The following is a 26,578-nucleotide window of genomic DNA, read 5'->3' on the forward strand; positions in this document are numbered from 1 at the left end:
GTTAAGTTGTGCGCAACCTATCCGCCCGATGTGAGTGGAACTTCGTAGCCTGCTACGAAGTGTCACTCACATGGGGGTCAGCTCTGCAGAGCGTTTCTCAGGCCGTCGAGCACGATGGTCGCCGCCGTGGGGCCGGCGTTGAGGTACCACGGGTCGTCGTCGACGCGCACGATGTGGTTCTGTGTTGCCGCGCTCATCCCGGTCCACAATGGATTGGTGGTGTACGACGCAGCGCTCGAATCGGCTCCCGCGTCCTGGCTGGAGACGAATACCCAATCGGCGTTCGCCAACTGGATCTCTTCCTCGCTGAAGTCCTGCGAGGTCTTGTCGAATTGCTGGCTGGGCGGGCGCGCCAGCCCAGCGTCCGAGGCGATGAATCCAGCGAACGACGCGACGCCGAACACGCGTGCCCGGTCTGCGGTGAAGCGGACGAACGACACCGTCGGAGCGCCCCCGGATCCGCCGCCGTTGGAGACCGAATCACCCAGTGCGCGAGCGTCGGACGCGAATGTGTCCAGGAACCCTTGCGCCTGCTCGGTGCGTCCCAGTGCATCCGCGAGAAGAAGGAAGTCCTGCTTCCAGTTCACGCCGGTGCCCTCGGTCAATACGGTCGGCGCGATGGCCGACAGCGTCGCGTAGATGTCTTCCGAGCCGGTCTTGTTGGCCAGGATGAGGTCGGGTTCGGCGGCGGCGACGGCCTCGATGTCGACGCTCTGGCGGTTGCCCAGATCTGCCATCTGCGTCAGTTGGTCCGCGTACTGGGGGAACGAGAAGCTGATGTAGTCGGGCACCAGATCGGCACCGTCGCCGTAGGCCGCACCGGTAGGGATCACGCCCAGCGTCAATGCGGCGTCGAGCTGGCCGGTGGCGATCACCACGATCTTCTTCGGTTCGGCGGGGACGTCGGTGGATCCGCCGAAATGCCCGACGGTGCGCGGGAACTCGCCGTCGGCGGCACCCGAACCCATTCCGTCGGGAATGCCGGTGGGGCCCGGTGAGTCCGATGCGGCGTCGGTGTTGGAGGTGGGAGGGGTGGCGGTGCTCGGTGTCTGCCCGCCGCTGTCGCCGCACGCGACGGTGGTCAGAGCTGCGACTGCGACGAGGGCAGTGGCGACGAGCAGACGTTTCACTTCGATCTCTTTCACCGAGCGGGCATGGATAGGTAACCCTAGCCTGGCGACCACGTGAGCGGAACTTCGTAGCAGGGGTCGAAGTTCCGCTCACATGGGGTCAGCGCAGCGCTGCCGCGGCCAGCACCATGTTTCTCAACGACTGCTCGACCTCGGCCGGGCCCCGTGTCTTCAGTCCGCAGTCCGGATTGACCCAGAGCCGTTCGAGGGGAACTGCCTCGGCCGCCGCGCGGAGCGACTCGGTGATCTCGGCGACCGTCGGAACTCGCGGCGAATGGATGTCGTAGACACCGGGCCCCACGTCGAGTGCGAAGCCGACCGCAGTGAGGTCGTCGAGCACCTCCATGCGCGAGCGTGCGGCCTCGATGGACGTCACGTCGGCGTCCAGGGCGACGATGGCGTCGATGACCTGACCGAACTCGGAATAGCACAGGTGCGTGTGGATCTGTGTCGCGTCGTCGACGCCGGACGTCGCGATACGAAACGATCGGACGGCCCAATCCAGATACGCTGCAGTGTCCTTCGAGCGCAGCGGTAACAGTTCGCGAAGCGCGGGCTCGTCCACCTGGACGATGCGGATCCCCGCCGACTCCAGGTCGATCGTCTCGTCTCGAATCGCCGAGGCGATCTGAGCTGCCGACTCGGCGGCCGGGATGTCGTCTCGGACGAACGACCACGCGAGAATGGTCACCGGACCGGTCAGCATGCCCTTGACCGGTTTGTCGGTCAGTGACTGCGCGTACGTCGCCCACTCCACCGTCATCGGTGCCGGGCGCGAGACGTCGCCGTACAGGATCGGTGGTCGCACGCACCGTGACCCGTACGACTGCACCCAGCCGTTGGCGGTCACGACGAATCCGTCGAGTTGCTCGGCGAAGTACTGCACCATGTCGTTTCGTTCGGGCTCGCCGTGGACGAGCACGTCCAACCCCAGACGCTCCTGCAGTGCAACGACATCGGCGATCTCCGCGCGCATCTGCCGCACGTACTCCGCCTCGTCGACGGTGCCGCTGCGCAGTGCCGCCCGCGCGCGGCGGATCGTGCTCGTCTGTGGGAAGGAGCCGATGGTCGTCGTCGGCAGAACAGGGAGCGAGAGATGCTCGGACTGCACGACGCGGCGGACGTCTCCTGGGCTGCGGTCACGGCCGGCAGCGCTGGTCACGCGCGTACGGATTGCCGGATCGTGCAGCCGTGCATCGTGTCTCCGCGACTCCAGAGCCGCGCGGGCCGACTCGAATCGGTCCGACACGAATCGATCGGTTTCCCCGGCTGTTCCGCCCTGGAGTGCGCGCGCGAGCACCGAGACCTCGGTGATCTTCTCGTTCCCGAACGCCAGCCACGACCGCAGTGTCGGTTCGAGCTGAGGTTCGGCGTCCAACGAATAGGGAACGTGGAGCAGCGAGCACGACGACGACACCGCCACTGCGCGCGCATGTCTGCCGACCTCGTACAGTGTCTCGAGCGCGGCGTCGAGATCGGTGCGCCAGACGTTGCGTCCGTCGACGACGCCGGCCACGACGAGCATCGTCGAGGTAGCGCGAGTAGCTGCAAGTTGCTCGGCCACACCAGGAACGGTCAGATCGACGGCCAGGCCCTCGATCCCGGTGGACGCCACTGCGGGCAGCGCGCCGCCCAGGTCGCCGAAGTAGGACGCCAGCAGAATGGCCGGGCGGGTCTGCGAGGCTGCGAGTTGCTCGAAGCATCGGGTCGCCGCTGCGACGGTCTCGTCGTCGAGATCGCGCACCAGCGCCGGTTCGTCGATCTGGACCCACTCGGCTCCGGCTGCGGCGAGGAGTTCGAGCAGACGGTCGTAGAGCGGTATCAGTTCGTCCACCCGTCCCAGCAGCGAATCGGAGGAGCCGACGGACTTGGACAGCAACAGGAAGGTGACCGGTCCGATGATCACCGGACGTGCCGGGATCCCCAGTGCACGAGCCTCGTTCACCTCGCCGAGCACCTTGTCCGGGTGCAGGGAGAACGTGGTCTCCGGCGAGATCTCGGGCACGAGGTAGTGGTAATTGGTGTCGAACCATTTGGTCATTTCGAGCGGGACGATGGTCTCGGTGCCGCGGGCGGCGGCGAAGTACCGATCGAGTTCACCTTCGACCGCCTCGACTCGCGGTGGCAACGCTCCGAGGAGGGCCGCAGTGTCGAGCATCTGGTCGTAGTACGAAAAGGTGTTCACCGGAACGGAATCGAGCCCGGCTGCGAGTGTGCGCCAGTCGTTCTCGCGAAGATTCTTCGCGACCGATTCGAGGGCCTCGGCATCGAGCTTCCCGGCCCAATAGGATTCGACGGCTTTCTTCAGTTCTCGGTTGGGTCCGATGCGAGCCGAACCGAGCACGGTGGCGGTGAAATCGTTGTTCACAGTTGATCTCCAGGGTGACTACACGTGGGTGGTGCACCGTCTTCACGGGCGCGCAGATCCCGGTGAGCCCTGACCACAGCCATACCAGGGTTACGCGCCCATTCCACGAGGCGGTGAACCGCTGCACACGGCGTGCACAGCACAGAGGGCAGGTATTCGGACTTGCAGGCGCGCGGACGAAGAGCCCACTCCTACTGGCCGTCGCTTCCCGAAGAGGCTTCTTCAGTGCGTGATGACGGCGGTCGTTCCTGCATACCGCTGCGGGACAGTCCCGGATTCTCACCGGGTTCCCTCTCGCGATGCGCCGTGACTGCACGCACCGCTCGACGCCGAGGTGAACTTCGGGGCTCCTCATGACCACCTGGCGAACCGACTGCAGGGACGAGCATAGATGCATCACGGGAGAGTCTGTTACGGTGCTCTTCATGCAGCGCACGTATTTCTGGTTTAGCAGGCCGGCCCCGGGTGGGTCAGCCAGCGACGCCATGCGCTGACCCTCCACCCCACGAGCCGGATACAGACCGGCTCGAAGTGCGCGTGGAGCATGCGGAGCCGGCCTGGGAACAGGAAACCCTCTCATGACGCTCTCCCTCGACACCCCGTCACTCGACGATCAGCGCACGATCAGCATCAGTCCGCTGGTCGCGCCGTCGGTCGTACGCCGCGAGCACGCGGTGGACGACGCGATCTCGGCGAGTGTTCGTACCGGACGCTCCGGTGTCGTCGACATTCTCGACGGCCGTGACGACCGACTGATCGTCGTGGTCGGCCCGTGTTCGGTGCACGACACCGACGCTGCCCTCGACTACGCCCGACGCCTCGCCGCCACGGCAGCCGAGCTGGGCGATCGACTGCACATCGTCATGCGGGTCTACTTCGAGAAGCCGCGGACGACGCTCGGCTGGAAGGGTCTGATCAACGATCCGCACCTCGACGGCAGCTTCGATATCAACGAAGGTCTTCGAGTGGGACGCCAGCTGCTGCTGGACATCTCGGCGCTCGGCCTGCCCGTCGGCTGCGAATTCCTCGACCCGATCACCCCGCAGTACATTGCGGACCTGGTCAGCTACGGTGCCATCGGAGCACGGACCGCCGCCAGCCAGGTGCACCGGCAGCTGTGCAGCGCCTTGTCGATGCCGGTAGGCATCAAGAACTCGACCGAAGGTGACATCCAGGTCGCCGTGGACGGAACCCGCGCCGCCGCGGCGAGCCACGTCTTCCCCGGAACCGATCTCGACGGCAAGGCGGCCTTGATCAGGACCGTCGGAAACCCCGATTGCCACGTCATCCTGCGCGGCGGCGTCGACGGACCGAACTACGACGCCGAGTCCGTGGCCGATACCGTTGCCCGCCTGCGTAAGTCGGGGTTGCCGGAGCGAGTTGTCATCGATGCCAGCCACGGCAACAGCCGTAAGGACCACAACAAGCAGGTGGACGTCGTCACCGACGTGGCCACCAGGGTCGCGGCCGGCGAGCACGGAATTGTCGGGCTGATGCTCGAGAGCTTCCTCGTCGCGGGGCGTCAGGACCTCGAGCTCGGCCACCGCGACGAGCTCGTGTACGGCCAGTCCATCACCGATGCATGCCTCGACTGGGACACGACGGCAACGCAATTGGCCACTCTCGCGGCGGCCGTCGAGACACGTCGGGCCTCGAACACCGCGCGCTGACGCGTCGTGCGTTACCGAACCCCGCGCGGTCGAAATTGCACGCTGATGCGTGGGCCGACCGCGCGGGTCGATTTGGGAATTGCATGCTCCCAGGTCCGTTGACAGGACCCGCCCATCACCACCAGGTCGCCGTGACCGAGGGTGAATTTCAGAGAGGTCCCGCCGCCGCGGGGACGGAGCATGAGTTGTCTTGTCGCACCGAGCGATACGATCGCCACCATCGTGTCCTCGGTGGCGCTGCGGCCGATGTTGTCGCCGTGCCAGGCGACGCTGTCGGACCCGTCGCGGTAGTAACACAGTCCCGCGGTGGCGAACGACTCCCCGAGCTCGGTTCGGTAGTGGTCGTCCAGTGCATCGCGGGCCTCGTACAGTGCCGCATGCGGCCAGTGCTCCCGCTCGGCGTAGTACCGAACCAGGCGCGGCACATCGACCACGCGGTCGTACATCTGCCTGCGTTCGGCGCGCCAGTCGACGTCGGTGACCAGCGAATCGAAGAGGTCGCTGTCGGACAACCAGCCCGGCCGCACATCGACCCAGGCACCGAGCGTCAGCTCGCGGCGGGTGACGGACTGCAGCGACCCGACGCCACCGTCGTCGTCACCGAACAGCGAACCTTGCATCGCGAGCGACATGACTCGACTGTATCGAACAGGTGTTCCCATTGCCAGCTCCCGGCGGTATCGTTCTCGCATGGGTTACCGATTTCAGGTCGTCGTGGACAGTGTCGACCCGCATGCGCTCGCGGCATGGTGGGCACAGACTCTCGGCTGGCAGGTCGAACCCAGCAACGAGGAGTTCATTCGCGAGATGGTTGCGGCAGGCCACGCCCGAGAGGAGGACACGACCGTGTTCGACGGCGTTCTGGTGTGGCGAGCAGGCCAGGGCATCACCGATCCGGAATCTCCGGGCACCCCGCGGGTGCTGTTTCAGGCGGTACCCGAATCGAAGTCCGTGAAGAACCGACTCCATCTCGACGTTCGCGTCGGTGACGGACGCGAGGCGGTGGTGACCGCACTCGAAGGTCGAGGCGCGTCGGTACTGCATCGCGGGCAGCAAGGGCCCAGCACCTGGATCACCATGACCGATCCCGAGGGCAACGAGTTCTGCGTCAGCTGATCGCGCCGAGCTCTATCGATACGCGCCGGGAGTTTGCCCGGTCCAGCGCTTGAAGGCCCGGCGGAATGCGCTCGGTTCGGAGAAGCCCAGGCGGGCCGAGATGTCGTCCACGCTGTCGCCGCGGCTCAACCCCGAGATGGCCGCGTCGCGCAGAACCTCCTCGCGGAGCTGATTGATGGAGGTGCCTTCCTGGCGAAGGACGCGGCGCAGATGCGGCGGGCTGATGTTGAGCATGGCCGCAATCTCTTCGGTAGCCGGCGTACCGCCTCTGAATCCGGTCTCCAGGGCCCTTCGGACCTGACTCGACGCAGTGCTGTCGTAGTCCCTCGACGAGAACAGCAGGTTGGGTGACTCCGCGAGGTACTCGGCCAGTGTGGCCTCGGTCTGCACTATCGGGGCGCGCATGAGCGCGGTGTCGAATTCCAGTGCGGCGCGGTCGGATCCGAACTGCACATGAGTTCCGAATATGGTGTCGTACATCTTCCCGGCCTCGGGCCCGGGCAGTGCATAGGGCAACTGAACCGACAGGAGTTTGACCCGGTTACCGATCAGCCACGCCGCGAACCGATGCAGCAGAATCAACAGGAAGTCGGTCAGCAATCGCTCGGCGAGCTCGTTCGCTTCGGGGCTGAGGTCGGTCGTGGCTTCGACGTGCACCGTCAGAACCGTCGACTGCTCGGTTCGATCCAGCGTCATCGGTTTCACCGGAATGAGCACGCGCATGGTCTCGGACATTCGAATCAGCGCTGCCCACAGATTCTCCGTGTGTATCAACGTCTGACACACCACCCGAAAACTGCCGCGCCGCACGGGAACTGCGGCGAGTCCGAAGAGTTCGTCGCCGGTCATCGCCCAGACGGCCTGGGTGAACGCGGTGACCTGTCGGGTGGTGAGCCGCTCCGCCGGGTCGTCGAGAATGGTGGTTCCGATCCCGGCCATCGACAACGGGTACGTCAGGTCCACTCCGCCGTTGGCCGCGAGGTCGACGGCTTGCCTGACGAAGTACGCCGGAATCGTCGGTTGCGCAGTCACAATCGCCGTAACCTCTCGGCGGCATCGGCGAGCACGTGGTCCTGCTTGCAGAAAGCGAAGCGCACCAACGACTTCCACGGCGCAGGCTCGTCGACGAAGGCAGTCACCGGTACCGCGGCGACGCCCACGAGATCGGGCAGGGTGCGACAGAACTCGTACGCATCACCGCGGCCGATCGGTGCGATATCGGCGCACACGAAATACGTTCCGGCACTGTGCTTGACGTCCGCACCCGCCTCGGTCAATGCCGCGGACAGCGTGTCTCGCTTGCGCTGCAGACCGTCGCGCATGGCGGCGATCCACGCCTGCTCGTGACCGAGTGCGTACGCGACGGCGGGCTGGAACGGGGTACCGCCGACGAAGCTCATGAACTGCTTGGCGGCGCGCACCGCATCGATCAGCTCTTTCGGTCCGAGCGCCCACCCGGTTTTCCAGCCGGTGGCGTTGAACGTCTTCGCGGCACTGGACACGGTGACGGTTCGCTCGAACATCCCCGGCAGCGTCGCGATCGGGGTGTGCACACCGTCGTCGAAGATCAGATGCTCGTACACCTCGTCGGTGAGCACGAGCAGGTCGTGGGCGATGGCGATCTCGGAGATACGGATCATCGTCTCGCGATCGAACACGGTGCCGGTGGGATTGTGCGGCGAGTTGACGATCAGCATGCGCGTTCGTGGGCTCACGGCCCGTTCGAGGGCGTCGGTGTCGACGGTCCATCCGTTGCCGTCGGTGACCAGGGGTACGGCCGTGCGAGTGGCTCCGGCCAACGCCACAGCGGCCGCATAGGAGTCGTAGAACGGCTCGATCAACAGCACGTCGTCGCCCGCCTCGATCAAGCCGAGCAGCGTCGCCGAGATGGCCTCGGTGGCACCCACGGTGACGAGAACCTGCGAATCGGGGTCGTACCGAAGTCCGAACCGGGCGAGCCGGTCGTCGGAGATGGCGGCGCGCAGGACCGGCATCCCCGGGCCGGGGGAGTACTGGTTGAGGCCGTTCGCGATGGCGTCTCGCGCGGCCTCGAGCATGGCCGACGGTCCGTCCGTGTCCGGGAATCCCTGCCCCAGATTGACGGCGTTCTTCGCCACCGCGAGTGCGGTCATCTCGGCGAAAATGGTCGATGCGAACGGGCGCAACCGGGTCACTGTGCGCGACGGCAACATCTCGGACATTCCTGCAGCGTAGTTCACACAGCCGGCGCGAGCGTCGGACCTGCGTCTGTACTGTGCCTGTCATGCGATTCGGAATGTTCGTGCCTCAGGGTTGGCGGCTGGATCTGGTCGGGATCGATCCGGCCCAGCAGTGGAGTGTGCTGCGCGAGCATGCGGTTGCCGCCGAAGCCGGACCGTGGGAATCACTGTGGGTCTACGACCACTTCCACACCGTTCCCGTCGCGACGGACGAGGCGACGCACGAGGCCTGGTCGCTGATGTCCGCATTGGCCGCGTCGACCTCGCGTATCCGACTGGGTCAGATGTGCACGGCGATGTCCTACCGCAACCCCGCCTACCTGGCGAAAGTTGCTGCGACAGTGGACATCATCTCCGGCGGCCGGGTCGAGATGGGTATCGGCGGCGGTTGGCACGAGCACGAGTTCCGCGCCTACGGCTACGGATTTCCCTCTGCCGGTGAACGATTGGGCCGCCTCGACGAGGGCGTGCAGATCTTCAAACAAGCGTGGACCACCGGCGAGGTGTATCTCGACGGCAAGCACTACGAGATCGACGGTGCCGTGGTGCGCCCACTGCCCCTGCAGGAGGGCGGCATCCCACTGTGGATCGCCGGTGGCGGCGAAAAAGTGACACTGAAGATCGCAGCGAAATACGCGAACTACACCAACTTCGATGGAACCCCTACCGGTTTCGCCGCCAAATCGGCTCTGCTGCGCGATCATTGCGCAACCGTCGGCACGGACTTCGACGCCATCGTCCGCTCGGCCAACTACAACGTGGCCATCGGCTCCACGGAGGCCGAGGTGCAGGAGCGGCTACGCGCTCTCGAAGCTCGACTGACCGAACACGTCGGAGCCGAGAAGGCACACGAGGCATTGGGCGCATACCGCGGAATGCCCGCCGTCGGAACACCCGAGCAGATCGTCGAGAACCTCACCGAACTGCAGCAGCAGGGCATGACGTACGGAATCTTCTACTTCCCCGAAGCTGCCTACGACCGCTCCGGCATCGAACTCTTCGAGCGCGAGGTCATCCCGGCTCTTCAGTAGGCCGCGTCAGGTCCTCGGGCAGATCGGCGGGGTCCACGAGCAGCTGCTGGTTCTTGGCCTTGCGTACCTTCTCCGACAGTCCGATGTTGGCGTGCAGCAGTGCCCATTCGCCTTCGGTGATCTCGGCGGCGGCGCGTGCCAGGACGGCCGCGTCGGTGGTGCCCCAGGCGATCGGCATCGCCGACACCAGCTGCCAGGTGCGTCCACCGGTGTTACGGCCGCGATCGGCGAGCACCGACACCGCAGGCACCTCGGCACCGCGTTCGACGGCGTGGCCGGGCAGCGCACGGACGACGCGCGTGATCAGGACGTAGTGCGGCTCGTCGACTCCTGGTTTCGCGACATCGACCAGCGACAGCAACGTCGCGCCGCTCGGCATCGTCTCGGCCACCACCGCCGGAACCAGATCGCCCCGGGTGTAGAGCGATTCGATGGACCCCATCTTCTTCGGTGCCCACACCATGACCCACAGGGACGTCGCCGCCCCGATGCAGAACACGCCGCCGAGGATGTACGACCACGGCGTCGCGATCCAGAAGAACCAGATCCCCAGTGCCAGCAGGACCGCTGCCGTGAGCGCCGCGGACATCCGCAGCCGGCGAAGTTCGGTGAACGTCTCGTTGACCGACTTCGCGTGGGCTACGTCTACGGGGAACTCGAATCGGCGCACACTGCTATTCCTAGCACGCCGCCGATCCCGACACGAAGCGTCAGATTGCCGGGCCGAGCAGGTCGTCGGCGTCGGTGATGCGGTACGCGTACCCCTGTTCGGCGAGGAACCGCTGCCGGTGCGCGGCGTATTCGGCGTCCAGGGTGTCGCGCGAGACCACCGAGTAGAAGTGCGCCTGACCACCGTCGTGTTTCGGCCGAAGCAATCGGCCCAGTCGCTGGGCTTCTTCCTGCCGGGAGCCGAACGTTCCCGAAACCTGGACTGCCACCGACGCTTCGGGAAGGTCGATCGAGAAGTTCGCCACCTTGCTCACCACCAGAGTCTGTATCTCACCCTTGCGGAAGGCGTCGAACAGCACCTCGCGTTCCTTGTTCTTGGTCGAGCCCTGGATCACCGGCGCGTTCAGGGCTTCACCGAGTTCGTTCAGCTGATCGAGGTACGCGCCGATCACCAACGTCGGAGCGTCTTGGTGTTTCGCCAGAATGGACTTCACGACGGCGATCTTGGTGTGCGCCGTCGAGCAGAGCTTGTAGCGCTCCTCGGGTTCGGCGACCGCGTACGACATGCGCTCGGCGTCGGTGAGGGTGACGCGCACCTCGATGCACTCGGCCGGTGCGATCCACCCCTGCGCCTCGATGTCCTTCCAGGGCGCGTCGTAGCGCTTGGGCCCGATCAGCGAGAAGACGTCGCCCTCGCGTCCGTCCTCGCGGACGAGCGTGGCCGTCAAGCCGAGTCGACGCCGTGACTGCAGGTCGGCTGTCATGCGGAACACCGGTGCGGGGAGCAGGTGCACCTCGTCGTAGATCACCAATCCCCAGTCGCGGGAGTCGAACAGCTCCAGGTGCTTGTACTCACCCTTGGTTCGACGGGTGATGACCTGGTACGTGGCGATTGTCACAGGGCGGATCTCTTTGCGCTCGCCCGAATACTCGCCGATTTCCTCCTCGGTGAGCGACGTGCGAGCGATGAGCTCGCGCTTCCACTGCCTGCCGGCGACGGTGTTGGTGACCAGGATCAGCGTGGTGGCCTTGGCCCTGGCCATCGCCGCCGCACCGACCATGGTCTTACCCGCACCACACGGCAGCACGACGACGCCGGAGCCGCCGGCCCAGAACGAATCCGCGGCCATCTCCTGGTAGTCGCGCAGCGTCCACTTGCCGCCCTCGGTATCGAGCTCGATCGGGTGCGCTTCGCCGTCGACGTAGCCGGCGAGGTCCTCGGCGGGCCAGCCGATCTTGAGCAACATCTGCTTGACGTGGCCGCGTTCGCTCGGATGCACGATGACCGTGTCCTCGTCCACCATCGCGCCGAGCATGGGCGCAATCTTCTTGTGCCGCATCACTTCGGTGAGCACGGCGCGGTCCAGGCTGATCAGCACCAGACCGTGGACCGGGCTCTTGACCAACTGCAACCGGCCGTATCGGGCCATCGTGTCGACGATGTCGACCAGCAACGGCTGGGGTACCGCGTAGCGCGAGAAGTTGACCAGTGCGTCGACCACCTGCTCGGCATCGTGTCCGGCAGCGCGCGCGTTCCACAGCGCCAGCGGGGTGATGCGGTAGGTGTGCACGTGCTCGGGCGCACGTTCGAGCTCGGCGAACGGTGCGATCGCCGCCCGCGCTGCGCCCGCGAGTTCGTGATCGACCTCGAGCAACAGCGTTTTGTCGGACTGGACGATCAGCGGGCCGTCGGTCACGGTTCCTCCTAGAGACTTCTGCTGCGCCCGAAAGAGCGCAACTTCTCCATTGTCCACAGGTAGGGGCCCGCGTGCACGTGAGCAGTGACTCAGTCCACCAAGGCGACGGAGGTGATGCGGTGCAGAGTGAACCGCCGCACGCCCCCGGTGGCGGGGTCGAATGCGTCGAGTTGACCGCCGCCGATGCTGATCGGATCGACGATGCGGTGGGTCGCGACGCCCTGCGCGTCGACGTACCCGATGCTGACGCTGCGCTTGACCTTCGCTGCTGTCTGCAGCAGCGTCATCGTCGCGGTGCTGCTCGCGCGAGATCCGTCGGCGCGCACCACCGCACCGCCGTTGCCCGCAGCGCGGTCGGCGGCTCGCATGCCACGTACCAACGACCCGAGCTGCTCGTCGGTGGGAACGGCCGGGGTACGGAAGGTCTGACGCGGCCGCCGCGCCGATACCCGGGAGCCGCGGGCTCGAAGATCGACGATGGTGCCGGACGAGTCTTCACCCGCGGGCGCGAATCCGGCTCCGGCGAGTACCGACAGCACCTCGGCCAGCGGTGCCTGGGAGATGGCGACGGTCGGGGCGAGGGCGCGCAGGGCGAGCGACTCGGCGGCCGGAGAGGCCATCACCTCGGCGAGCAACGCCGGATCCTCGCACCGGACGAACGACGCGGCCACACCGGCGCGTAGTCGGCCGTGACGCCTGGCCACGTCGTCGATCAGATACGTCAGGGCCTGCGGAACCGGAGTGCGGGAATGGGTCGCGAACAACGAATGCAACTCCGAGGCCGTCAGGCCCACGTCGAGGGCCCGGCGCAGGCTCGTGTCGCTGATGCGATACATCGTCGCGGCACCCGCCGACTCGACGTCGGCGACGAGCGCGATCCGATCCTGCAGATCCGGTTCGAGTGGTCCCGGTGCCACCAGCGTCAGATCGGCCTGCACCAACACGTAGTCGATCGGCTCGGGGAGTGCCGCGCGCATGTCGGCCTCGGCATTACCGTCGTGCAGCAGCGAGCGTCCGGGCGTCGACATCGCGCCGCGCGCGACCACTCCCAACGCGGTCGCCTCGGCGATCACGTGCCCGACGGGTGTCACGCCGAACCGTCCGGACCACCGGGGTCGACGCCACGTCAGTGTGCGGGTGAGGTCGGTGGGCGTCGCGGCGTGTCCACTGCCGAGCTCGGCCAGCAGCTCCAGGATCATGCGACGGTCGCGGGGCGCGGCAGGCGAGCGGACTTCGTCCGACAACGCAGCGATGGGCTTGTCGTTGGGGTCACGCATGCCGATCACCCACGGGGCTCGCGGCGTCTCGAGCCAGGCGGAGGCGAGGGTGTGCCACCGGGCGGCCGGGGCGGCGGCGAGCCACGCGTCGACGGCGGGCGTCGGTGCCCAGTAGTCGTCGCCGGTGTCGGCAGAGGGGACAGGGTCCGGGGTTCCGCTGGAGATCAGATGGGCGGCGGCGAGCAGTTCGACGAGGATGCTCACGCGGTCGTCGTCGAGTCCGGTGGCCTTGGTGATCTTGCGCAGCTCGCGCACTCCGAGCCCGCCGGCCTTGAGGGCGGGAGCCGGTGACGCGGACAGCGCCTCGATGATGGCCACACAGTGCCGCCCGAGCTCGAGTGCCTCGCCCGCCGCGGCAGCGTCGACGTCGGCGAGCGCATGGGCAGTGGTCGTCAGCTTCGGCTCGGCGAGTGAGCGGGGATCCGTCATGGGCTCGCCGCGCAATATCTGTCCGACCTGGACGGGGAGTTCGACGGTTTGCTCGTCCAACCAGATCAGCAGGCCTGCGGCGAGCAGTTTCTGCACGGGCCGATCGGGTGGGGTGCCCGGCGCGGCGTCTCGGGTACGGCCGGTGGGCGACGATCTGGTCAGGGTGTCGAGAAGATTGCGTTCGCCGTCTTCGAGTGCGGCCAGCGCTGTGGTGATGTGGGTTTCGGTGAGGGTGTCCACCGGGTCGAGTGCGCGGCCGATGCGCCACGGCACGGCGTCCGCAGCGGTTGCGCTGATCCGGAACCCGGCGGCGTCGCCCCAGACGAGAAAGCGTTCGCGCAGTTGGGACAGCGCTTTGTCCACGGCTTTGGCCGGGGCGCGCTTGGCGATGACGGACAGCAGCGTGGCCCTGGTGACCGGACGCTCGTAGGCCTCTTCGATGGCCAGGATCTCGAGCACGGTCAGGGCCAGGGTGTCGAGGGTGTCCGCAGTGTGCAGGATCGACCGGCGTTGCTCTGCCCGGCCGGCCAGCACTGCCAGCGAGGCGGGCGGCGGCGCAGTCAGATCCGGACGCAACGACATGGCCTTGATCAGCTCCGCGTCTGTGCGAGCTGCGATCCACTGAGGCAGATCGGGAGGCATGTCGGTGTGTCGGGGCGCAGTCGTGTCGGTCATCGTCTATCAGATTAGAGACCTGGGCTGGTGCTCGCCGCAGGGCAGGTGTCAAAATGGGCCCATGGTGAACAAGTCGAAGAAGCCCTATGTCGATCCAGGCTGGCCGGAAACCGCTCGCGGTGACCACGCGGTGACCGAACTCTCGTCCGCTCGATCGGGTGGCTTGTCACCCTTCGGTGAGGACACCGAGTTCCCGCTGCCCGTCGAAGACCTGCCCTACGCCCATCCGGTGACCGTCGTCAATCGCTGACAACGGCGCCCGAACACGAGAAAGCCCCCGACATCTTCGCGATGTCGGGGGCTTTTCTCGTAGAGCGGCGGTTCTTGCTACTGGGGCAGGAACGCCTTGTTCGCCTGGTAGAAGCTGACGACCTGCGGATCGAGCTGGATGCCCTGAGCGGCGTTCTGGACGAACGACGCGATCTGGGGATCGTTGGTGATGTTCTGGACGGCGGTGACGATGCCGTTGACGACCTCGGCCGAAGCATCGATCGACGGGATCGACGTCAGGTCGGGGAGGGCGGGAACTTCTGGTGCCTTGGGGGTGGCCGGAACGCTGCGCTCGGTGGGTGCGCTGCTCAGGCCGAGGCTCGAGGAGCAGGAGGGCCATGCGCCCCAGCCCTGCGAGTCGAGGACCTTCTCGGCGACTGCGATCTGCTCTTCACGGCTGGCCTGGTTGGCCGTTGCCGCGTACTGCTGTCCACCGTGTGCGTTCCAGGTGCTGGGGGAGAACTGCAATCCGCCCTGGAAGCCGTTGCCGGTGTTGATGCCCCAGTTGCCGCCTGCTTCACACTGTGCAAGGCGATCCCAGTCGGAATCCGGTGCCGCGTTGGCGGTACCGGTGAAGGCGATGCCCGCGGTGCCCATGATGGCACCGGTGACGGCGACCTTTGCGACGGTCTTGCCAGTGGTGCTCGGCTTGCGATGACGTCCGCTCATACGAGTTGAAATCCTCTCCACACGCGCCTGCGAGGTCAGCTGTCGGGTTCGGGCTGAGAGGTAGCCCGGCCTTCTTGCTCTTCCATATCGGATGAGCAATTGGGCTTCACCCCAAGGGAACTCGGTGCGGCTTCGTGAGTCGCTACAAGTTCCCGGTTGTCCGTGGAGGACGTGGGTCCCCCGTCCTCGTCCCCTGGGTGATCGTCGAGGGTTGTTCCGGTTCCCGCGGGACGAGGTTTGGCGCTGCGGGCCGGAATTCGGCCGAACTTTCCGGCCGCTGCTGACCGTACTGAAATTCCCGGGTTACGTCACTATTTGGTAACTGTCGATTTTTTCGTGTGTCAGCGACCGTCCCGACGGTCTGATTCCGGTCGCTGGAATAGGCCCAGCTAGTGGCTGTTCTCGGTGATCGACCCCGTGCTGTTGCCGGTCTGTTACCGAAGCGTGATGTGACGGAAGTCACATCACGCGAGGGGGCCTCGAAAGGTCACCGAACCGCAACGATGTCTTTTCCCAGCGGCATCAGCGAGACCGGAATCAACTTGAGGTTCGCGATCGCGAGCGGAATACCGATGATCGTGATGGCCATCGCGATCGCCGTGACGACGTGTGTCAGCGCCAGCCACCACCCGGCGAGGACGAGCCACAGCACGTTGCCCACGAGGGCACCCGAACCCGCGCCGGGCTTGTCGACGATCGTCGACCCGAACGGCCACAGGGCGTAGACGCCGATGCGGAACGACGCGATCCCGAACGGAATGGTCACGATCAGGATGCACAGCAGGAGTCCCGCGACGAAGTAGCCGAGTGCGAGCCACAGTCCACCGAACACGAGCCAGATGACGTTCAGGAGCAGTCGCATGATCTATCGCGCCCGTCGGCCGGAGAGCAGCGCGTACACCAGAGCGAGCACGAATCCGGCGGGTGCCGAGAACATCGCCGTCAGGTACAGGCCCAGTGGCGGCTTGGCGTCGGAGAAGACCGGGAAGAACAAGATCGCGACGATGGCAACGAGGCCGATCGCGAACAGCACCAGCGCGATGCGCAGCAGTGCAGTACTTCGCTTGCGAGTTGATGAGTCCACACCACCACGGTAGTGCGCGGCGTTGCGTCGTGCGAAAAACCGGAATGCCCTATTCGGGGCCTGCGCGCTAGACTGGCGTATTCGCGTCCTGCGTTTTCGTGGGGCGCGAAACTTGTGCACACCGCAGGGTCCCGACATCGGGCGTGCGGATACGAAACCAACGACAGCAACAGATGAACGGGTGAGCTCAGTGCCGACCGGCAAGGTGAAGTGGTACGACGTCGACAAGGGATTCGGATTCCTCTCGCAGGAGGAAGGCGAGGACGTGTACGTGCGTTCGTCAGCGCTGCCCGAAGGCGTCGACGGCCTCAAAGCCGGCCAGCGCGTCGAATTCGGCATGGCCGCGGGTCGTCGTGGCCCGCAGGCACTGAGCCTGAAGGTTCTCGAGCCTGCCCCGTCGATTCGCCAGAACAGCGGCAGCACCCGCCGCGAGCCCGTCGAGCGCAAGCACACACCCGACGAACTGCACGGCATGGTCGAGGACATGATCACGCTGCTCGAAGCGACGGTGCAGCCGGAACTCCGCAAGGGCAAGTACCCGGACCGCAAGATCGCTCAGCGCATCTCCGAGGTGGTCCGCGCCGTCGCTCGCGAGCTCGACAGCTGATCGTTACGGACGCGCGCCGATGGACCAGATCGCGTGGCTGACGAAGCTCTCGGTATTGGTGTCGGTGTCGATGATTCCCGTGGGTAGCCGAACCTCGATGCCGAGCAACGTTCGGCCGCCGTCGTCCGTCGTCGGGACGGTGACGCTCAGCCGGGTTCCGGGCTGGTTGAACTGGCTGCTCTCGACGACCGCCCCGCTGTCGTCGCCGTAGACCAGTGCCAGTTCCCACGGCGCGGAGTAGACGGCCTCGGGCATCGACAACTGCACCGTCGGGGCAGATCCCACCTGTATCTCGGCGGTCTCGCCGACGTTGGTGCACAGCGGGTCGCTCACGGCGCAGTACAGGTACGGCTCGACTTGTACGGCTCGACCGTTGGAGTACGCGGTGACGACCGGTTCCTTGTCGGGAGCGTTGCCGATCAGGACGGCGAGTACCCCGACGAACGCGACGGCGATGACGAACAGGCCGGCGGCGATCAGCGACGCGATCTTCTTGGTGCGGGGAGCCAGGTTCACTTGGTCACGTTTTCGCCGTAGGAGCTGTCGGATACTTCTTGTTCGACATGGTCGGGCCGGTTGCCACCGAACCCGGGTAGCAATGATCGACCGCGGTACGTCAGGAAGGTCTGCACGAGGCCGATCGTAAGCAACACCGACACGACCGTGAAACCGAGCCAGTACTCGGTGGGAAGCAACACCCCGAGCGTTCCGCCGAGAACCCAGCACAGCTGCATGACGGTTTCCGAGCGGCCGAATCCGGATGCAATGGACTCCGGAGGCAGGTCGGACTGCAGAGACGCGTCGAGCGAGACCTTGGCCAGTGCGCTCGCGCTCGACGCGACCAGGGCGGCCACGGCGGCAGTGAGCAAACTGTCCGTGACGGCTGCGACGACGGCGACGACCGTTACCGCGACCGTGCACCGCAGGACGACCACCGATGGTCGGCCGAGCTTGATCCTGGCACCGAGTGCGTTGCCGGCGAAGTTGCCGAGACCGGCGGCGGCTCCGACCAGTCCGAGCATCGCGGCCTGCTGCAGCGGCTCGTGTTCGGTGCGGGATTTTGCGACGAACGCGATGTACAGCGTGAGGAAGCCGGTGAGAATTCTGATCGTGCCGTTGCCCCAGAGTCCGACGATCACCGCACGGCCCAGTGGCTGCCTGCGGTTCTTGGCGGCGGTGGCAGGCGGCGGGGTGCGCCTCAGATTCTCGGTCGGGGCACCGCTGCCGGGGTAATCGCTGCCGTGATGCTGGTCGGCGTGGTAGCCGAGGGTGGCCGGAACTTCGCCCTCGGTCACTTCCACCCAGGACGGGATGCGCATGCTCAGGTATGCGCCGAGCACGGTGATCGCGGCGACGAACCACAGTGCGCCGGGCGAATCGGCGACGAAGGCGATACCGCCGGCGACAGCGCCTGCGGCGATGGTGCCCCCGAGCAGTCCGAAGACGGTGAGCCTCGAGTTGACGCGGACGAGGTCGATCTCCGGTGGCAGTACCCGCGGCGTCACCGCACTCTTGAGTACCGCAAACGATTTGCTCAGGACGAGCATGCCCAGCGCCGCTGGATAGAGCACCCAACTGTCGAAGTTGAACACCAACACCACCGCCAGCACGGTACGCAGGCCGAACGAGGTGGCCAGCGCGATGCGTCGGCCGTGCTGCAACCGGTCGAGCAACGGACCGATCAGCGGCGCGATCAGCGCGAACGGAGCGATGGTGATCACCAGGTACAGCGCAACCTTCGTCTTGTCCTCACCGGTCGCCGCGGAGAAGAACAGCGTGTTGGCCAGTGCGATCGCCAGGGCAGCGTCCGATGCGAAGTTCGCCATCGTCGCGTAGGTCAGCGCGGTCAGCCCGGACTTGTCCGCCCCATCGGCTTTCGCAGCCCGCTGGAACGACGCGATTCCTTTGCCGGTCAGCTCACGCCCACGCATCGCCGCGACGCGGGTGACGGTGAGCTTCTTGGGCATCGGTGGTGGCTTACGCCCGCCGGTTCGGCCGCGCGCCGCAGTGATCTGCTGTGTGCGCGCCGGGTGCAGCGGCGGCAACGGTTGGCGGCGGCTCGGAACGTGGCCGCCGGCGCTGGATTGGACAGCATGGGGGTCGGCCGGTGGATAGTTGACGAAACCGGGATGCTCCGAGCTCTGTTCGTCAGCAGTGGAGTGACCGGTTTCGTTGCCAGGAGCGGAGCCTGCGGAGTGACCTATTTCGGTGCCAGCGCCCGAGTTTTCCGCACCTGGCGTGGGGTGGGGGAGTCGCGGATCGGTCACGTGATCAATTCTGTCCTACGGCCGCGGGATCGGTGAATCGCACCTCGAAGATCTTGGGCCAGAATTTGCCGGTCACGAGGAATCTGTCGGTCCCGGGGATCTGGGCGATGCCGTTGAAGACGTCGGCTCCGTTTCGCTCGGTGGCCGACATCGAATCCCACATCGGCTTGCCGTCGACGACGGCGGTGACGCGGCCGGTGGTGGGGTCGATGCGCATGATGTCGAAGGTCTGCCAGACGTTGGCGTAGATCGAGCCGTCCTCGGCACATTCGAGTTCGTTGAGCCGTTCCACCGGATTGCCGTCGAGTGTGACGTCGACGGTGTTCACGGCGTCGAAGGATGTGGGGTCACGGAAGGTCAGGGTGGACGTGCCGTCGCTCATGACCAGTCGGTCGTCCGGGGTTCCTTCACCCTGCGTGCACAGCCCCCATCCTTCGCCGTCGTAGTCCACTCGGCGCTGTTCGGCCAGGGTGTCTCGGTCGCGGGCAATGGCGACTCCGTCTTGCCAGGTGATCTGCCACAGGGTGTCGCCGTCGACGGTGATGCCCTCGCCGAACAGGTCGGACGGCAGATCGACCCGCTCCAGCTCGGTCATGTTCTCGAGCGACGTGCGGCGGACGAAGGAGGAGCCCTCCAGGCCGGTGCCCTCGTAGAGCACATCACCGTCGATCTCGAACCCCTGAGTGAAGGCGTCGTCGGCGCGATCGTAGGAACGCAGAACCTCGGCACCCAGCGTGGGTACCGAGTCCGACGTGATGGGGGCCGAGTCGCCTGGACCCGACGTCGACGAGCAGGCGGTGACGGTCAACAGGGACGTCACGAGTGCAGCGAAGGTGCGAGCGCGGACGGTCATTGCATCCATGATGGCAGCCCGAACTGGGCGTCACCGAGTTGATGCGGCAAACTGAATGTGTGAGTGTCGTATCTTCTCCAGAGCTCGGATCCATCCGCCCCGTCCTGGCCGATGCCGTGGACCTCGCGCGGCAGGCTCTGCTCGAGCTGGGAGAGGGCGGTGTCGGCGAGTACCTCGGCGTGACCGTGGAGGACGACAGTGCTGCCACCCACCGCTTCGCCAGCGATCTGGACGGCTATCGCGGATGGCAGTGGGCCGTTGTCGTCGCTGCTCCCGACGACGCCGATCACGCCACCGTCAGCGAACTCGTACTGCTACCCGGTCCCGATGCTCTCGTGGCACCGTCCTGGGTGCCCTGGGACGAGCGCATCCGACCCGGTGATCTCGGGCCGGGCGATCTGCTCTCTCCACGTCGTGACGACCCGCGACTGGTGCCGGGATACGTCGCGTCCGGTGACCCCGCCATCGACGAGGTGGCCGGCGAGATCGGGCTCGGCCGCACTCAGGTCACCAGCCTCGAGGGACGGCTCGATGCCGCCGAACGATGGCACGACGGCGACTTCGGCCCGGACAGCGAGATGGCCAAGGCCGCGCCGTCCACGTGCGGACTCTGCGGTTTCTACCTACCCCTCGCGGGATCGCTCTCCGCAGCGTTCGGAGTGTGTGGCAACGAGTTCGCCGCCGACGGTCATGTGGTGCACGTCGAATACGGTTGCGGCGCGCACTCCGATACCGAGCTGCCCACCGGAGCGGGCTCGCCGCAGTTCGAGCCGTACGACGACGCAGCACTCGACGTCACCCCGTCGCCGACCGGTGCCGCACAGTCGAACGTCACAACGACGAACGATGCTGTTGCAGAAAATGATTCGGAGGCGACCGTCTCGTCTGCCGAGACGGTAGCGGTGGGGGAGTCCGAGGTACCCCAGCCCGACGCGTCAGCACCCGAATCTGCAGCACCCGAGTCGGCAGACTCCGCACCGGCAGAGCCAGAGGTGGTCGAGACCGGGCACGATGCCGCTGACGCAGCGCCTTCCCCTGACGCAGTCCCTTCCCCTGACGCAGTCCCTTCCCTTGATGCAGCCCCTTCCACTGGCGACGCCTCGTCGACTGATGACGCGTCTCCCGCCGTCGATGCCGATACGCCCCATGTCGGTTCCGATGTCGATCTCGTCGCCGATTCCAGTGTCGACGATGGTGTGCAGCAAGAGGATTCGGCATCGCCGAGCTGATCGATCCTTTCGGTACCGGGTCGCTTCGCGAGTCGATTCTCGCGTCCTGGGGTTCCTCGCCCACGCGGCTGCGGGAAGATTCGGCATCCGAGGCAGATCTGGTGCGCGGGGGATACCGCGATCGTTTGTTGACCGAGTTGGCGCAGAACGCGGCTGATGCTGCCCAGCGAGCCGGCGTCCCGGGTCGGCTCTCGGTGTGGACCGACGAGGCGGGTGCACTGCATGTCGCCAACACCGGTGCCGCGCTGGATGTGTCGGGTGTGCATGCTCTCACCGCGCTGCGGGCGTCGGCGAAGGCTGCGGCCGATCCGGGTGTCGGGCAGTTCGGGGTCGGGTTCACCGCGGTGCGATCGGTGTCCGACGAGATCGAGGTCCGCTCGCACGGTGGCGGGGTGACGTTCAGCGCCGAGCGCACTCTGAGCGCGTTGCGCGAGCGGGACATGACTGTGCCGGAGTCGGGTGTGCCGGTGCTCCGGTTGGCGTGGCCTACTTCCACGCCGCCCGCTGCCGGGTTCGATACCGAGATCGTGTTGACGCCGCGACCCGATGTGAAGTCGGAATCCCTTGCCGGGGGGTTCCTCGACGAGGCCGTCGACTTGTTGCTCGAGCTCCAAGCGTTGGATTCCATCGAGATCGACGGTGTCGTCGTCGACTGTGTGAGAACGGAACTCGACGATGCACGCGTCGAGATCGCTATCGGTTCGCGAACGAGGCTGCAGTACACCACCTCGGCTGCGCGGTGGATCGTTCCGATGGTCGACGGTCTACCCGTTCCCGCAGCGCCGGATGTGTTGCGGGCCCCGACGCGGTCGGACGAGCTGTTGTCGTTGCCCGCGTTGGTCGTTGCCGATGTACCCATGCAGCCGGATCGTCGACGGGTGTTGCCCGGCGTCTCTGTCGCCGAGGTGGCCCACGGTTATCCCGATTTCGTGGCGTCGTTGCCTGCGTCAGCGCGAGTGTCGTTCGTACCCGAGGTCGGCTTCGCGCGCAGTGCTATCGACGGTGAGCTACGTGAGCTGATCTTTCGCCGATTGTCCACCGCACCATGGCTTCCCGCTGCGGATGGACCCGATCTCGTACCAGAACGTGCGCATGTTCTGGCCGATGCCACCGAGGAACTCGCCGCGGTGTTGCTCGATGTGGTCCCGAATCTGGTGGACGCCGCTCTGTCGGGCGCGCGGCACGCGTCGGCGTTGTCGGCGGTGGGTGTGCACCGCATCGGGTTGGCGCGGTTGGCCGAGATGCTCGGCGGGCAGGCCCGTGAGCCGGCCTGGTGGCGGCGACTCTACGACGCCTTGACACCGCTCGTCGTGGACGGGGTCGCAGCGGAAGAGCTTGCTGCGCTGCCGGTTCCGCTTGCCGACGGTCGTACGGTCACCGGTCCACGGACTACCGTCGTCGGGTCGGACGCGTCGGCCGAGGTCACGTGGGTACGCCTGGTGCATCCGGATGCGGTGAGTCCGTTGTTGATTCGGCTGGGTGCGCGGGAGTCCACTGCGGCCGAGCTGTTGTCGGATCCCGCCCTCGAAGCGGCCCTCGACGATCTCGATTGGGACGGCGACGAGGTGGATGGCCTGGTGTCGGCAGTGCTGGCGCTGGCGGGGGAGGAGGGAGAGCTTCCGGGGTGGCTCGGGAGTCTTCCACTCGAAGACGACGAGGGCGAATTGCGCAGTGCGGACGAACTGTTGCTGCCCGGTGCACCGTTGGCGAGGCTGTTGGTTCGGGATTCGCCGTTCGGTGTTCTGTCGGCGGCCTCGGTGGCCAGGTTCGGGAAGCGGACCCTGCGCGCGGTGGGCGTCGGCTGGGGGTTCTCGGTGGTGCGCGACGAGTGTCCGACGGGGCCGGATCACGACCTGGACGACGAGCCCGCCTGGTGGTCGAGTCTGGCCACGGAGCCGGAAACCCTTGTTGCGGTTCGTGATCTCGACCTGGTCCGGTCGGATGCCTGGGCCGAAGCTCTGACGATTCTGCTCGACGAACCGAGTACCCGTGCAGCCTTGACCGACCGGGACGGCTACACGGCATGGTGGCTGCGACGTCATGCGCTGATCGACAACCGCTCGCCCATCACGTTCCGGGCGCCGTCGGACGAGACGTTCGCCGGTCTGCTCGATCCGTTGGATCATCCGCGCGCCGACGAACTGCACGCGGTGCTCGCCGCGTCGACGTGTGAGAGCGTCGAGAGCGCGCGGGTGTTGTTGCGTGCACTCGAGGACCCGCAGCGACATCCGACGGCGGCGGTGATCGCGCGCACGCACACGCTGATCGCCAGTGCCGTCCTGGATCGACGCATCGACGTGGCGGATCTCGATCCACCGGATCGCGTGCGCACTCTCGGCGGCACCGTGGCCGATGCGTCGGACGGGTTGGTCGTCGATGCGCCGTGGCTGGCACCGGTCGTGCCACCGGAGGTGGCGGTGCTCTCGGACATGACCACGGCAGCCGCGCTGGCCGACGTCCTCGACATCAGGCGGGCGTCGGAGGCCATCACCGGCGAGGTTCGCGGAGTCGGACGCGTCAGTTCGTGGGATCGAGAGCCCGGGGCCGTGCTGGCCTGTGCGGTGCTCGGGCTACCGCTGCCGACAGGTTCGGTGGTGGTGCACCGCGAACTGGTGGTGCGGTTGTCGGGAGCTGTCAGCGGTGACCGCGCTGTGCCGTGGTGGGTGACACCGGACGGAACAGTGCATTGTGTGGAGAGTTGGGAGCGACCTCGTGGGGCCTGACCATGCCGTGTTGGAGTGGATGGTCGAGCATCGAGTCGGCTGGGTCACGACGATGTTCTGGATCATCACCACGGTGGGGAACACCTTCATGATGTTCGTGTTGTCCTCGGGGGCGTGGGGCGCGTTGCTGACGTCCAAGAGGACTGTCGACGCGTGGATGGTCGCGGGTTCGATGCTCACCGGGTGGGGGCTGATGAATGCGCTGAAGTTCGCGTTCGCGCGGGAGCGTCCACCGATTCCTGAACGCCTGGTGGAGATTTCGAGCCATTCGTTTCCGTCCGGCCACGCGACGATGTCGATGTTGCTTGCCACGGTGGCGATCGCGGTGATGCTGCGATCGTCCACTCCGTGGCTGCATCGGCCGGTGCTACTGGCGTTGCCCGTGGTCGCGGCCCTGCTGATCGGATTCTCTCGGATCTATCTGGGTGCGCACTGGACGACGGACGTGCTGGCCGGCTGGGTGTTCGGTGCCCTGTGGGGGCTGGGTTGGATCTACGCCGAAAAAGCGATCAGCGCGAGAAATCCGAGCGCTGCGCGATGACGAGGAGCTCGTCACGCATGGCCGGGCTGGAGACAGCGTTGGCGCGTGCGTAAAGGGCGCGGAGCGAGCGGACGTGGTTGCGGCGGTTGCGGTACTGAGCGACGAACTTCATGGCCTGTGCTTTCGTGGATCAAAGGTTATCGAAACTGACATAACCTATGCTCCACGTTAACTCTGTGTTACTCAACCGGCTGAGGGGTTAGTTTGCCCACGTCAGAAGGGTTTTCGTGATCGGGCTAACGTGATCCTGATCTCAATCGAGGCCGCGTTGGGCGGTTCTGCTGCCGCGTCGTGACGCGGCTCTCTGCGCCAGGAACAGAGCGAACCCGACAGCGCCGACCGCGATGCCGGACCAACACGTCGCCACCGCGTCGTCGCTGCGGTCGCCGGTGGCGGTGAACACGACCAGCGCAACGATCCAACCGAGGATGCCGATCGTCAACACCGGCACCGGATCGGTGAGGCGGGGCGGGATCTGCGGGACGTCGGCCACGAATTCACGCTACGCCACCATATTTCGCCAACCCTCGCGGTGTGCTTTATCTTTCACTCATGCCTATGTCGTCGCGATTACTCGACAACTACTTCAAGATCACCGAGCGCGGCTCGACTGTGGGTTCCGAGGTTCGCGGCGGTGTCGTCACTTTCGTGGCGATGGCCTACATCGTCGTGCTCAACCCGCTGATCCTCGGTAGCTTCTCCGCCGACGACGCAGCTGCCAAGACCGACGTGCTCGGCAACATCCTGCCCGTCGCCCAGGTTGCCGCCGTGACGGCACTGGTCGCCGGGTTCATGAGCATCGCGTTCGGCATCATCGCGAACTACCCCTTCGGTATCGCGGCCGGCCTCGGCATCAACACTCTCCTGGCCGTCACCATCGCTCCTCAGGTCAGTTGGCCCGAGGCCATGGGCCTGGTCGTCATCGACGGCATCATCATCGTTCTGTTGGCCGTCACCGGCTTCCGGACGGCGGTGTTCAACGCGATTCCGCCCGAACTGAAGGCCGCGATCGCCGCAGGCATCGGTGCCTTCATCGCGTTCATCGGCCTGGTCGATTCCGGCTTCGTACGCCGCATCCCCGACGCCGCAGGCACGACGGTTCCCGTCGGCCTCGGCATCGACGGGTCCATCGCGTCGTGGCCGACGGTGATCTTCGTGTTCGGGTTGTTGCTGATGGGTGTGCTCGTGGTGCGCAAGGTCCGCGGCGGTCTGCTGATCGGCATCGTGGTCACGACGGTGTTGGCGGCCATCATCGAGGCGGTCACCGACGTGGGGCCGTCGAACGGCGTCGACCCTAAGGGCTGGAACCTGTCCGTGCCGCAGCTGCCCAGCGTTCTCGTACAGTCACCGGACCTGTCGCTGGTGGGCAACGTCGACCTGTTCGGTGCGTTCACCCGCATCGGTGTGCTGGCCGCGAGTCTGTTGGTGTTCACGCTCGTCCTCGCGAACTTCTTCGACGCGATGGGAACGATGACGGGTCTGGGTAAAGAAGCGAATCTCGACAAGGACGGCACGCTGCCCAACATCGGCAAGGCGTTGGTCGTCGAAGGTGCCGGAGCCATTGCGGGCGGCGGCGCGTCCGCATCGTCGAACACGGTGTTCGTCGAGTCGGCCTCGGGAATCGCGGAAGGCGCACGCACCGGACTGGCCAACGTCGTCACCGGCCTGCTGTTCCTGCTGGCGATGTTCTTCACCCCGCTCACGGCTGTCGTGCCCATCGAGGCGGCTGCTCCGGCGCTGGTGGTGGTGGGTGCCCTGATGATCGGTCAGGTTCTCCACATCGACTTCAAGCGCTTCGATTACGCGCTGCCGGCCTTCCTCACCATCCTGGTGATGCCGTTCACTTACTCCATCGCGAACGGTATCGGCGTCGGTTTCATCACCTGGGTCGTGCTCGCCGTCGGTTCGGGCCGAGCGAAGACGGTACATCCCTTGTTATGGGTCGTCGCGTTGCTGTTCGTAGCGTTTTTCGCAGTCGGTCCCATCACGGATGCGGTTACCTGATGCTGGGTCGGTACCAGGGCGTATTCTCTGCGCTGTGACGTCGGGAAACA

General features: G+C 66.1%; 24 protein-coding genes, 1 pseudogene and 2 riboswitches. Of the genes and pseudogenes, 9 read left to right on the forward strand and 16 right to left on the reverse strand.

Annotated elements, in window-relative coordinates; translation table 11 throughout:
• Positions 1 to 77 precede the first annotated feature (77 nt).
• Together ASH04_RS13150 and metE are read right to left on the reverse strand one after the other, a co-directional pair.
• Complete coding sequence (locus ASH04_RS13150; protein WP_032390854.1) at positions 78 to 1,130, reverse strand: ABC transporter substrate-binding protein; 1,053 nt, start codon at positions 1,128 to 1,130, stop codon at positions 78 to 80.
• Between the two features lie 100 nt (positions 1,131 to 1,230).
• Positions 1,231 to 3,498, reverse strand: a complete 2,268-nt coding sequence (gene metE / locus ASH04_RS13155; RefSeq protein WP_057473686.1) for a 5-methyltetrahydropteroyltriglutamate--homocysteine S-methyltransferase — start codon at positions 3,496 to 3,498, stop codon at positions 1,231 to 1,233.
• A 130-nt stretch (positions 3,499 to 3,628) separates the two neighbouring features.
• A riboswitch (cobalamin riboswitch) is annotated at positions 3,629 to 3,838 on the reverse strand.
• Between the two features lie 238 nt (positions 3,839 to 4,076).
• On the opposite strand from metE, the gene ASH04_RS13160 reads away from it, so the two are divergent.
• A complete protein-coding gene (locus ASH04_RS13160) occupies positions 4,077 to 5,168 on the forward strand; it encodes a 3-deoxy-7-phosphoheptulonate synthase (RefSeq protein WP_057473687.1) in 1,092 nt (363 codons plus the stop codon).
• An 11-nt stretch (positions 5,169 to 5,179) separates the two neighbouring features.
• Here the strand turns inward: ASH04_RS13160 and ASH04_RS13165 are convergent, their stop codons facing one another.
• Complete coding sequence (locus ASH04_RS13165) at positions 5,180 to 5,800, reverse strand: alpha-ketoglutarate-dependent dioxygenase AlkB (RefSeq protein WP_057473688.1); 621 nt, start codon at positions 5,798 to 5,800, stop codon at positions 5,180 to 5,182.
• Positions 5,801 to 5,858: 58 nt separating this feature from the next.
• Here ASH04_RS13165 and ASH04_RS13170 point away from each other — a divergent pair, with 58 nt between their 5' ends.
• Positions 5,859 to 6,284: a VOC family protein gene (locus tag ASH04_RS13170; protein ID WP_057473689.1), complete on the forward strand. Its 426-nt coding sequence runs from the start codon at positions 5,859 to 5,861 to the stop codon at positions 6,282 to 6,284.
• 12 nt (positions 6,285 to 6,296) lie between these two features.
• On the opposite strand, the gene ASH04_RS13175 is transcribed toward ASH04_RS13170, so the two are convergent.
• Together ASH04_RS13175 and ASH04_RS13180 are read right to left on the reverse strand one after the other, a co-directional pair.
• Positions 6,297 to 7,316: an AraC family transcriptional regulator gene (locus ASH04_RS13175; protein WP_027495889.1), complete on the reverse strand. Its 1,020-nt coding sequence runs from the start codon at positions 7,314 to 7,316 to the stop codon at positions 6,297 to 6,299.
• Positions 7,313 to 8,485, reverse strand: a complete 1,173-nt coding sequence (locus ASH04_RS13180; protein ID WP_057473952.1) for a pyridoxal phosphate-dependent aminotransferase — start codon at positions 8,483 to 8,485, stop codon at positions 7,313 to 7,315. The genes ASH04_RS13175 and ASH04_RS13180 overlap by 4 nt, the downstream gene beginning before the upstream one ends.
• A gap of 62 nt (positions 8,486 to 8,547) precedes the next feature.
• On the opposite strand from ASH04_RS13180, the gene ASH04_RS13185 reads away from it, so the two are divergent.
• On the forward strand, positions 8,548 to 9,534 hold the full coding sequence (locus tag ASH04_RS13185; protein WP_032385745.1) for an LLM class F420-dependent oxidoreductase: 987 nt from the start codon (positions 8,548 to 8,550) through the stop codon (positions 9,532 to 9,534).
• Here the strand turns inward: ASH04_RS13185 and ASH04_RS13190 are convergent.
• The 3 genes from ASH04_RS13190 to ASH04_RS13200 form a co-directional block, all read right to left on the reverse strand.
• Positions 9,515 to 10,204 (reverse strand): DUF3239 domain-containing protein, encoded by a 690-nt coding sequence (locus ASH04_RS13190; RefSeq protein WP_057473690.1) that lies wholly within the window; start codon positions 10,202 to 10,204, stop codon positions 9,515 to 9,517. The genes ASH04_RS13185 and ASH04_RS13190 overlap by 20 nt on opposite strands.
• 40 nt (positions 10,205 to 10,244) lie before the next feature.
• Positions 10,245 to 11,900, reverse strand: a complete 1,656-nt coding sequence (locus ASH04_RS13195) for a DNA repair helicase XPB (RefSeq protein ID WP_027495892.1) — start codon at positions 11,898 to 11,900, stop codon at positions 10,245 to 10,247.
• An 89-nt stretch (positions 11,901 to 11,989) separates the two neighbouring features.
• Complete coding sequence (locus ASH04_RS13200; RefSeq protein WP_057473691.1) at positions 11,990 to 14,281, reverse strand: helicase-associated domain-containing protein; 2,292 nt, start codon at positions 14,279 to 14,281, stop codon at positions 11,990 to 11,992.
• Between the two features lie 61 nt (positions 14,282 to 14,342).
• Between ASH04_RS13200 and ASH04_RS13205 the strand changes: the two genes are divergently transcribed.
• On the forward strand, positions 14,343 to 14,531 hold the full coding sequence (locus tag ASH04_RS13205; protein ID WP_008719333.1) for a hypothetical protein: 189 nt from the start codon (positions 14,343 to 14,345) through the stop codon (positions 14,529 to 14,531).
• Positions 14,532 to 14,608: 77 nt separating this feature from the next.
• Here the strand turns inward: ASH04_RS13205 and ASH04_RS13210 are convergent, their stop codons facing one another.
• From ASH04_RS13210 to ASH04_RS13220, 3 genes are all read right to left on the reverse strand, one after another.
• On the reverse strand, positions 14,609 to 15,220 hold the full coding sequence (locus tag ASH04_RS13210) for a transglycosylase family protein (RefSeq protein ID WP_027495894.1): 612 nt from the start codon (positions 15,218 to 15,220) through the stop codon (positions 14,609 to 14,611).
• A gap of 8 nt (positions 15,221 to 15,228) precedes the next feature.
• A riboswitch (cyclic di-AMP (ydaO/yuaA leader) is annotated at positions 15,229 to 15,437 on the reverse strand.
• Positions 15,438 to 15,707: 270 nt separating this feature from the next.
• Entirely contained in the window at positions 15,708 to 16,082 is a 375-nt protein-coding gene (locus tag ASH04_RS13215; protein ID WP_057473692.1) for a YccF domain-containing protein, read from the reverse strand.
• A 3-nt stretch (positions 16,083 to 16,085) separates the two neighbouring features.
• Positions 16,086 to 16,304 carry a hypothetical protein gene (locus ASH04_RS13220; RefSeq protein ID WP_027495896.1) on the reverse strand — a complete coding sequence of 73 codons (219 nt, stop codon included), beginning with the start codon at positions 16,302 to 16,304 and terminating at the stop codon, positions 16,086 to 16,088.
• A 190-nt stretch (positions 16,305 to 16,494) separates the two neighbouring features.
• On the opposite strand from ASH04_RS13220, the gene ASH04_RS13225 reads away from it, so the two are divergent.
• Positions 16,495 to 16,911 carry a cold-shock protein gene (locus tag ASH04_RS13225; RefSeq protein WP_167327283.1) on the forward strand — a complete coding sequence of 139 codons (417 nt, stop codon included), beginning with the start codon at positions 16,495 to 16,497 and terminating at the stop codon, positions 16,909 to 16,911.
• Between the two features lie 3 nt (positions 16,912 to 16,914).
• On the opposite strand, the gene ASH04_RS13230 is transcribed toward ASH04_RS13225, so the two are convergent.
• The 3 genes from ASH04_RS13230 to ASH04_RS13240 form a co-directional block, all read right to left on the reverse strand.
• On the reverse strand, positions 16,915 to 17,427 hold the full coding sequence (locus ASH04_RS13230; protein ID WP_032390758.1) for a DUF2771 domain-containing protein: 513 nt from the start codon (positions 17,425 to 17,427) through the stop codon (positions 16,915 to 16,917).
• Complete coding sequence (locus tag ASH04_RS13235) at positions 17,424 to 19,115, reverse strand: MFS transporter (RefSeq protein WP_442971195.1); 1,692 nt, start codon at positions 19,113 to 19,115, stop codon at positions 17,424 to 17,426. The genes ASH04_RS13230 and ASH04_RS13235 overlap by 4 nt, the downstream gene beginning before the upstream one ends.
• Before the next feature lie 67 nt (positions 19,116 to 19,182).
• The gene (locus ASH04_RS13240) at positions 19,183 to 20,031 is read right to left on the reverse strand and encodes a glutaminyl-peptide cyclotransferase (RefSeq protein ID WP_048319621.1); all 849 of its coding nucleotides are present in this window, start codon (positions 20,029 to 20,031) and stop codon (positions 19,183 to 19,185) included.
• Between the two features lie 41 nt (positions 20,032 to 20,072).
• On the opposite strand from ASH04_RS13240, the pseudogene ASH04_RS13245 reads away from it, so the two are divergent.
• The 3 genes and pseudogenes from ASH04_RS13245 to ASH04_RS13255 all read left to right on the forward strand — a co-directional run.
• Positions 20,073 to 21,008, forward strand: a pseudogene (locus ASH04_RS13245) (DUF3027 domain-containing protein); the annotation flags it as partial.
• A gap of 248 nt (positions 21,009 to 21,256) precedes the next feature.
• Positions 21,257 to 23,983, forward strand: a complete 2,727-nt coding sequence (locus ASH04_RS13250) for a sacsin N-terminal ATP-binding-like domain-containing protein (protein WP_057473693.1) — start codon at positions 21,257 to 21,259, stop codon at positions 23,981 to 23,983.
• Positions 23,973 to 24,524, forward strand: a complete 552-nt coding sequence (locus ASH04_RS13255) for a phosphatase PAP2 family protein (RefSeq protein WP_235580002.1) — start codon at positions 23,973 to 23,975, stop codon at positions 24,522 to 24,524. Before ASH04_RS13250 ends, ASH04_RS13255 begins: the two co-directional genes overlap by 11 nt.
• Here ASH04_RS13255 and ASH04_RS26940 read toward each other — a convergent pair.
• Together ASH04_RS26940 and ASH04_RS13260 are read right to left on the reverse strand one after the other, a co-directional pair.
• Positions 24,493 to 24,636, reverse strand: coding sequence for a hypothetical protein (locus tag ASH04_RS26940; RefSeq protein ID WP_167327272.1), 144 nt, complete (start codon positions 24,634 to 24,636; stop codon positions 24,493 to 24,495). The genes ASH04_RS13255 and ASH04_RS26940 overlap by 32 nt on opposite strands.
• A gap of 141 nt (positions 24,637 to 24,777) precedes the next feature.
• Positions 24,778 to 25,017, reverse strand: coding sequence for a DUF2530 domain-containing protein (locus ASH04_RS13260; RefSeq protein ID WP_027495903.1), 240 nt, complete (start codon positions 25,015 to 25,017; stop codon positions 24,778 to 24,780).
• Positions 25,018 to 25,076: 59 nt separating this feature from the next.
• On the opposite strand from ASH04_RS13260, the gene ASH04_RS13265 reads away from it, so the two are divergent.
• Complete coding sequence (locus ASH04_RS13265) at positions 25,077 to 26,528, forward strand: NCS2 family permease (protein WP_027495904.1); 1,452 nt, start codon at positions 25,077 to 25,079, stop codon at positions 26,526 to 26,528.
• Positions 26,529 to 26,578 lie beyond the last annotated feature (50 nt).

The sequence above is a fragment of the Rhodococcus sp. Leaf233 genome (assembly GCF_001426165.1).
Taxonomy (GTDB): domain Bacteria; phylum Actinomycetota; class Actinomycetes; order Mycobacteriales; family Mycobacteriaceae; genus Rhodococcoides; species Rhodococcoides fascians.

Coding starts and splice junctions, on each gene's coding strand:
- ASH04_RS13160 (WP_057473687.1), top strand. CDS start 4,077: ATGACGCTCTCCCTCGACACCCCGTCACTCGACGATCAGCGCACGATC.
- ASH04_RS13200 (WP_057473691.1), bottom strand. CDS start 14,281: ATGACCGACACGACTGCGCCCCGACACACCGACATGCCTCCCGATCTG.
- ASH04_RS26940 (WP_167327272.1), bottom strand. CDS start 24,636: ATGAAGTTCGTCGCTCAGTACCGCAACCGCCGCAACCACGTCCGCTCG.
- ASH04_RS13180 (WP_057473952.1), bottom strand. CDS start 8,485: ATGTCCGAGATGTTGCCGTCGCGCACAGTGACCCGGTTGCGCCCGTTC.
- ASH04_RS13170 (WP_057473689.1), top strand. CDS start 5,859: ATGGGTTACCGATTTCAGGTCGTCGTGGACAGTGTCGACCCGCATGCG.
- ASH04_RS13205 (WP_008719333.1), top strand. CDS start 14,343: ATGGTGAACAAGTCGAAGAAGCCCTATGTCGATCCAGGCTGGCCGGAA.
- ASH04_RS13240 (WP_048319621.1), bottom strand. CDS start 20,031: ATGACCGTCCGCGCTCGCACCTTCGCTGCACTCGTGACGTCCCTGTTG.
- ASH04_RS13185 (WP_032385745.1), top strand. CDS start 8,548: ATGCGATTCGGAATGTTCGTGCCTCAGGGTTGGCGGCTGGATCTGGTC.
- ASH04_RS13165 (WP_057473688.1), bottom strand. CDS start 5,800: ATGTCGCTCGCGATGCAAGGTTCGCTGTTCGGTGACGACGACGGTGGC.
- ASH04_RS13210 (WP_027495894.1), bottom strand. CDS start 15,220: ATGAGCGGACGTCATCGCAAGCCGAGCACCACTGGCAAGACCGTCGCA.
- ASH04_RS13265 (WP_027495904.1), top strand. CDS start 25,077: ATGCCTATGTCGTCGCGATTACTCGACAACTACTTCAAGATCACCGAG.
- ASH04_RS13215 (WP_057473692.1), bottom strand. CDS start 16,082: ATGCGACTGCTCCTGAACGTCATCTGGCTCGTGTTCGGTGGACTGTGG.